Genomic DNA, 7,110 nt, shown 5'->3' on the forward strand with positions numbered 1-7,110 from the left:
GGCCGTCTCGAAGCATAGGGCCGCTTTCAATTACCTCCTGAGGCTGCCGCCGGTGGCTTTTTCCACCTGGGCGACGATCTTGGCGCTGACCGCCTCGATATCCTCCTCGGTCAGCGTGCGGTCGGTGGGTTGCAGCGTCACGCTGATCGCCACCGACTTCCTGCCTTCGCCCAGATTGGCGCCGGCATAGATGTCGAACACGCCGACATCGCTGACCAGCACCTTGTCCGCCCCCTTGGCGGCGCGCACGATCTGCTCGGCGGCGACGCCATCCTCGACCACGAAGGCGAAGTCGCGCTCGACCGGCTGGAAGGGCGACAATTTCAGGAACGGCTTGGTCGCGCCCTTCTTGGCTTTCGGCATCGGCACCCGGTCCAGGAACAGCTCGAAACCGACCACCGGGCCCTTCAAATCATAGGCCTGCAACAGCCGCGGATGCAGCTCGCCGAAGCTGGCCAGCACATTCGGTCCCAGCCGCAGGCAGCCGGAGCGACCCGGATGGTACCAGTCCGGCGCATCGGTCGAGACCTGCAGATTGGCGGTCGGCGCGCCCAGCAGTTCCAGCAGGGCGATCACGTCGCCCTTGGCGTCGAAAGCGTCCACCGGGCGCTGCTGCTTGCTCCAGTCGCGCGGGCTGGTGCGGCCGGCGCGGATGCCGGTCGCCATGGCGGACTGGCCCTTCGGCGTCGCGTCGGCGAATTGCGGGCCGACCTCGAACAGCGCCAGGTCGGGATAGCCCTGATTGGCGTTGCGGCCGGCGGCGGCCAGCAGATTGCCCAGGATCGACGGCCGCATGGCGTCGAGGTCGCTGGAGATCGGGTTGGCCAGCATCAGCTCCGGTTTCACCGGGCCGCCGAACAAGGCGGCCTGGCCGGATGGCATGAAGGAGAAGGTGACCGCCTCCACCATGCCGCGCGCCGCCAGCGTGCGCTTGGCCAGCGACACCCGGCGCTGTGCCGGGGTCAGGGCCGGCTGCGGCATGGAGGTTTCGCGCGGCAGCGGCTCGACCGGTATCTTGTCGTAGCCGTTGATGCGCAGCACCTCTTCCACCAGATCGGCCTCGCCGATGATATCGCCGCGCCAGGGCGGCGGGGCGACGGAATAGACGCCCGGGCCGGCCGGCTTCGCCTCGAAGCCCAGAATATCGAGAATGCGCAGCGCCTCGGCCTCTGGCACGGCGACGCCGCCCAGCTCGGCGATGCGGGCGATGCGCAGATCATAGCGGCGGCGCCATTCCGGCTCTTGCCCCTCGACCACGATCTCGCTGCATTCGCCGCCGCAAATCTCCAGGATCAGGCGGGTGGCGATCTCGGTGCCCCAGAAGGGCGAGGTCTGGTCCAGCCCGCGCTCGAAACGATAGCGCGCGTCGGACAGCAGGCCCAGCTTGCGGCCGGCCATGGCGATGCGGATCGGGTCGAAGATCGCGGTCTCCAGGAACATCTCGGTCGTGCCCTCGGACACGCCGGTGCGCTCGCCGCCCATAACGCCGGCCAGATCGTCCACGCCCTGCGCGTCGCCGATGGCGATGATCTCGCTGTCCAGCGTGTATTCCTTGCCGTTCAGGGCGTGGAATGTCTCGCCATCGCGCGCCAGGCGGATGATCAGCGCGCCGCCCTCGATCTTCTGAGCGTCATAGGCGTGCAGCGGGCGGCCCAGATCCATCATCACATAGTTGGTGATGTCGACCAGGGCGCTGATCGGGCGCAGGCCGACGGCCTTCAGCCGCTCCTGCATCCATTTCGGCGAAACCCCGTTCTTCACGCCGCGGAAATGCCGGCCGACCACGATCGGGCAGGCATCCATGGCGTCGGCCGGGAGGTCGCGCTTCCAGACGATCGGGCTCTTATAGCCGCCGGGGCGCGGCGCGCTGTCCAGCGGCTTCAGCGTGCCGAGACCAGCGGCGGCCAGGTCGCGGGCGACGCCGCGCACGCCCAGGCAGTCGGCGCGGTTCGGCGTGATGGCGATGTCGATCAGCGGATCGGCCAGCCCGGCATAGGCGGCGAAAGGCTGACCCAGCGGCGCGTCTTCCGGCAGCTCGATGATGCCGTCATGCTCGTCCGACAGGCCAAGCTCGCGCTCGGAAACCAGCATGCCGTTGGATTCCTGGCCGCGAATGACGCCCTTCTTCAAATCGATGCCGGTGCCCGGCACATGGCTGCCGGCAGGCGCGAACACGCCCTTCATGCCGGTGCGCGCGTTCGGCGCGCCGCAGACCACCTGCACGATCTCGCTGCCGGTATCCACCTTGCACACGCGCAGCCGGTCGGCGTCGGGATGCTGCTCGGCGGAGACGACATGGGCGATGGTGAAGGGGGCGAGGGCGGCGGAGCGGTCGACCACGCCCTCGACCTCCAGGCCGATCATGGAGAGCATGCGGACGATCTCGTCCAGCGGCGCATCGGTCTCCAGATGCTCCTTCAGCCAGGACAGGGTGAATTTCATCGGGCCAGCCCCCCGGTCAGCGTCGGTACGTCCAGCGGCACGAAGCCGTAATGTTTCAGCCAGCGCAGATCGCTGTCATAGAAGGTGCGCAGGTCGGGGATGCCGTATTTCAGCATCGCGATGCGCTCGATCCCCATGCCGAAGGCGAAGCCCTGATACTTGGTGGAATCGATGCCGCAATTCTCCAGCACGCGCGGATGCACCATGCCGGACCCCAGGATTTCCAGCCAGTCGTCGCCGGCGCCGATGGTCAGTTCGCCGCCCTTGCGCGAACAGCCGATATCGACCTCCGCCGACGGTTCGGTGAAGGGGAAATAGCTGGGGCGGAAGCGCACCGGCAGGTCGTCGACGCCGAAGAAGGCGCGGCAGAATTCGATCAGGCAGCCCTTCAGATGGCCCATATGGGTCTTCTCGTCGATCACCAGCCCCTCGACCTGATGGAACATCGGGGAATGGGTGGCGTCATGGTCGCTGCGGTAGGTGCGGCCGGGCGCGATGATGCGGATCGGCGGCGTGGTCTTCTGCATGGTGCGGATTTGCACCGGCGAGGTGTGGGTGCGCAGCACCATCTTCGCCCCGTCCGCACGGTCCGGCAGGTAGAAGGTGTCATGCTCCTGCCGGGCGGGATGCTCGGGCGGAATGTTCAGCGCGCCGAAATTGTAGAAATCATCCTCGATATCCGGCCCCTCGGCGACGGCGAAGCCCATCTCGCCGAAGATCGCCACCAGCTCGTCCATCACCTGGCTGATCGGGTGGATGAAGCCGCGGCCCTCCGGCCGGGGCGGCAGCGACACGTCGATCCGCTCGGCGGCGAGGCGGGCGTTCAATGCTGCATCGGCAAGGCCGGTCTTGCGCTGCTCAATGGCGGCGGCAACCGCGTCCTTCACCTGGTTCAAATCCTGCCCGGCCTGGCGGCGGGCATCGGGATCGAGACTGCCGAGCTGCTTCATCAGTTCGGTCAGGCGGCCTTTCTTGCCCAGGGCCGAGACACGCGCGCGGTCGAGCGCCTCCAGATCGCCAGCCTGGGCGATTTCGGCCAGCAGCGTGTCGCGCAGTCGGTTGAGGTCTTCCATCGTCTGTTCCGTCTTCTTGACACGAAAAGAGGGCCGGCCCCGGAGGACCGCCCCTCTGTTCACTGGATCACCGATGCGGCTCCGCTAAGGGAACCGCGGGCGACACAACGGTTGTTCAGCCGTTGCTGTCGAGGGCGGCCTGGGCCTGCTCGACCAGCGACTTAAAGACGTCCGGCTCGTGGATGGCGATATCGGAGAGAACCTTGCGGTCGATCTCGATGCCGGCCTTCTTGATGCCGTCCATGAATTTGGAATAGGGCAGGCCATGCATGCGCGTGGCCGCATTGATGCGCTGAATCCAGAGCGCGCGGAAATCGCGCTTCTTGTTGCGGCGGTCGCGATAGGCGTATTGCAGGCCTTTCTCGACGCGCTCCAGCGCAATGCGGTAGCTGCTGTTGGACCGGCCGCGATACCCCTTGGCGAGGTCCAGGACCTTCTTGTGACGGGCGTGGGAAGTGACGCCCCGCTTGACGCGTGCCATCTATGCTTCTCCTTACCCGTTCGGCATGAAATATTTTTTGACCCGCGCAGCATCCTGGGCACTCATGATCTTGGTGCCGACATGCTGGCGGAGCATCTTGTTCGGCCGCTTGCGCATGCCGTGACGCTTGAAGGCAACGGCCATCTTCACTTTGCCGCTGCCCGTGAGACGGAAGCGCTTCTTCGCCCCGCTCCGGGTCTTCATCTTGGGCATTTCAACCTCACTGGTTACCGGTTTATCAAGAGCCGGCCGGGCATGCCCTACAAGCCACGGCGCGGCTGCGCCCGCGCGGACTCTCGTCCGGCGGAGCGCGCGTTATACAGAGTGCCTTCCCGAAAGGCAAGGGCGCGTCGCGCCTTAGCGCGGGGCGATCACCATAACCATCTGGCGGCCTTCGAGCTTCGGATGCTGCTCGACCTTGGCCAGCTCATCCACATCGTCCTTCACGCGCATCAGCACATTCATGCCGATATCCTGGTGGGCCATCTCGCGGCCCCGAAAGCGCATGGTGACCTTCACCTTGTCGCCTTCGTTGAGGAATTTGTGCACGCTGCGCATCTTCACGTCGTAATCATGATCGTCGATATTCGGACGCATCTTGATTTCCTTGACGTCGATGATCTTCTGGTTCTTGCGCGCCTCGTTGCGCTTCTTCTGCGCCTCGTACTTGAACTTGCCATAGTCGAGGATCTTGCAGACAGGCGGCACGGCGTTGGGGGAAATCTCGACAAGGTCGAGTCCCGCATCCTCGGCGGCACGCAAGGCGTCGCGCCGGGAAATGACGCCGATATTCTCACCATCCTCGCCGATCACGCGCAGCGTATCGGCGAAAATCTCGTCATTGACGCGCGGTCCATCCTTCGAGGGCGCGGCATCGGGCTGAAAGCGGGCTATTTAACACCTCCGTCAAATCGGGAAGATAAGATGCGGGGCATCGCCGTCTCCCCGCACGGCAACACCCATAGAAAAAACGCCATGCGCCTTATGCCGGCGCCTGGGCTTCTTCCTTAAGTCTATTAAGGACCTCATCGAGCGCAAGCACTTCTTGCTTGTCGCCGCCGAGGCGTCGCATCGCGACGGTCCGTTCCGTCGCCTCGCGCTTGCCCACCACAAGGAGAGCGGGCACTTTCGCCAGGCTATGCTCGCGGACCTTATAATTGATCTTTTCATTCCGAAGGTCGGTTTCAACCCTGAGGCCGGCGGCCTTCAGCGTCTCGCTGACTTCTTCGGCGTAGGAATCCGCCTCGTTGGTGATGGTGGCGACCACCACCTGCGTCGGCGCCAGCCACAGCGGGAACTTGCCGGCGAACTGCTCGATCAGGATGCCGAGGAACCGCTCGAACGACCCCAGGATCGCCCGGTGCAGCATGACCGGGCGATGCTTCTGACTGTCCTCGCCGACATAGGAGGCGTCGAGGCGCTGCGGCAGCACGAAATCGACCTGCAGCGTGCCGCACTGCCAGTCGCGGCCGATGGCGTCGCGCAGCACGAATTCCAGCTTCGGGCCGTAGAACGCGCCCTCGCCGGGATTCAGCGTGTAGGGCAGGCCGGCGGCCTCGACCGCCTCCTTCAGCGCGCCCTCGGCCTGGTCCCAGATCGAATCGTCGCCGGCGCGGGTTTCCGGCCGGTCGGAGAATTTCACCTTCACGTCGGTGAAGCCGAAATCCTTGTACACGCTCTGCAGCAGGTCACAAAATTTGATGGTTTCCGAGGTGATCTGATCCTCGGTGCAGAAGATGTGCGCGTCATCCTGGGTGAAGGCGCGCACCCGCATGATGCCGTGCAGCGCGCCCGACGGTTCGTAGCGATGGCAGGAGCCGAACTCCGCCATGCGCAGCGGCAGCTGGCGGTAGCTGGTCAGGCCCTGGCGGAAGATCTGCACATGGCCGGGGCAGTTCATCGGCTTCAGCGCGAGCACCTTGTTGTCCTCGGTCGCGACCGTGAACATGTTCTCGCGGAACTTCTCCCAATGGCCGGAGGCCTCCCACAGCGCCCGGTCGATCAGCTGCGGCGTCTTCACCTCGACATAGGCGGCCTGCTCCAGCCGGCGGCGCATATAGCCCTCGACCGTGCGGTAGAGCCTCCAGCCCTTGGGGTGCCAGAAGACGCTGCCGACCGCCTCTTCCTGGATGTGGAACAAATCCATCTCGCGGCCGATGCGGCGATGATCGCGCTTCTCCGCCTCTTCGAGCTGCGTGAGATAGGCTTCCAGCTCCTCCTTCGTGGCGAAGGCGGTGCCGTAGACGCGCTGCAACTGGTCGTTATTCGCGTCGCCGCGCCAATAGGCACCGGACACTTTCAGCAGCTTGAAGGCCTTGCCCAGCTTGCCGGTGGAGGGCAGATGCGGCCCGGTGCAGAGGTCGGTGAAGACGCCCTGGGTATAGACCGAGATATCCTCGTCCGCCGGAATGTTGCCGATATGCTCGGCCTTGTATTTCTCGCCGATGGATTTGAAGTATTCCACCGCCTGGTCGCGGCTCCAGACATCGCGGCTGATCGGCTCGTCGCGCTCGACGATCTCGCGCATCTTGGCTTCGAGGACTTCCAGATCCTCCGGCGTGAACGGCTCGGCGCGGGCGAAATCGTAATAGAAGCCGGTTTCCGTTGCCGGGCCGAAGGTGACCTGCACGTCGGGATACAGTTCCTTCGCCGCCTCGGCCAGCACATGGGCGGCGTCGTGGCGCAGCAGCTCCAGCGCGTCGGGATGCTTGGTGGTGACGATCTCGATTTTGGCATCGGTCGCGATAGTGGTCGCGAGGTCCTTCACGTCGCCGTTGATCTTGATGGCGAGCGCGGCCTTCGCGAGGCCAGCGCCGATCGACGCAGCGACTTCGGAGCCCCTGACGGGACCCTCGAAGCTCTTGACGCTGCCGTCGGGGAGCGTGATGGCAACCATATTCGTCTTTCACCGATATATTTGCGTTCGCACAAGCGCGAAAAGGGCTGCAACTCTAATGGCGCGCGGTGCCCTGTCAAGCGGCGGTGCGGCAGGGCAGCAGGCGAGGGGGCGCATGGGGGCGTTCTTCGCAGCCGCCTGACCCTTCGAGACGCCCCTTGTGGGGCTCCTCAGGGTAAGGGGGCCCTTGGACAAACGCCTGGTGACCTCATGCTGAG

At 65.1% G+C, this 7,110-nt stretch carries 6 protein-coding genes; all 6 read right to left on the reverse strand.

Annotated features, from left to right (window positions below):
* Window positions 1-30 precede the first annotated feature (30 nt).
* Window positions 31-2,442 (reverse strand): phenylalanine--tRNA ligase subunit beta, encoded by a 2,412-nt coding sequence (gene pheT / locus AUP43_RS04640; protein ID WP_067553250.1) that lies wholly within the window; start codon window positions 2,440-2,442, stop codon window positions 31-33.
* Window positions 2,439-3,515 carry a phenylalanine--tRNA ligase subunit alpha gene (pheS, locus tag AUP43_RS04645; protein ID WP_067553252.1) on the reverse strand — a complete coding sequence of 359 codons (1,077 nt, stop codon included), beginning with the start codon at window positions 3,513-3,515 and terminating at the stop codon, window positions 2,439-2,441. Before pheS ends, pheT begins: the two co-directional genes overlap by 4 nt.
* Before the next feature lie 115 nt (window positions 3,516-3,630).
* Window positions 3,631-3,996 carry a 50S ribosomal protein L20 gene (gene rplT, locus AUP43_RS04650; RefSeq protein ID WP_067553254.1) on the reverse strand — a complete coding sequence of 122 codons (366 nt, stop codon included), beginning with the start codon at window positions 3,994-3,996 and terminating at the stop codon, window positions 3,631-3,633.
* Between the two features lie 12 nt (window positions 3,997-4,008).
* The gene (gene rpmI / locus AUP43_RS04655; protein ID WP_067553256.1) at window positions 4,009-4,209 is read right to left on the reverse strand and encodes a 50S ribosomal protein L35; all 201 of its coding nucleotides are present in this window, start codon (window positions 4,207-4,209) and stop codon (window positions 4,009-4,011) included.
* Window positions 4,210-4,353: 144 nt separating this feature from the next.
* Complete coding sequence (gene infC, locus AUP43_RS04660; protein ID WP_067553258.1) at window positions 4,354-4,890, reverse strand: translation initiation factor IF-3; 537 nt, start codon at window positions 4,888-4,890, stop codon at window positions 4,354-4,356.
* Window positions 4,891-4,978: 88 nt separating this feature from the next.
* On the reverse strand, window positions 4,979-6,892 hold the full coding sequence (gene thrS, locus AUP43_RS04665) for a threonine--tRNA ligase (protein ID WP_067553260.1): 1,914 nt from the start codon (window positions 6,890-6,892) through the stop codon (window positions 4,979-4,981).
* Between the last annotated feature and the right edge of the window lie 218 nt (window positions 6,893-7,110).

This window comes from Oceanibaculum pacificum (assembly GCF_001618175.1).
GTDB classification, from domain to species: domain Bacteria; phylum Pseudomonadota; class Alphaproteobacteria; order Oceanibaculales; family Oceanibaculaceae; genus Oceanibaculum; species Oceanibaculum pacificum.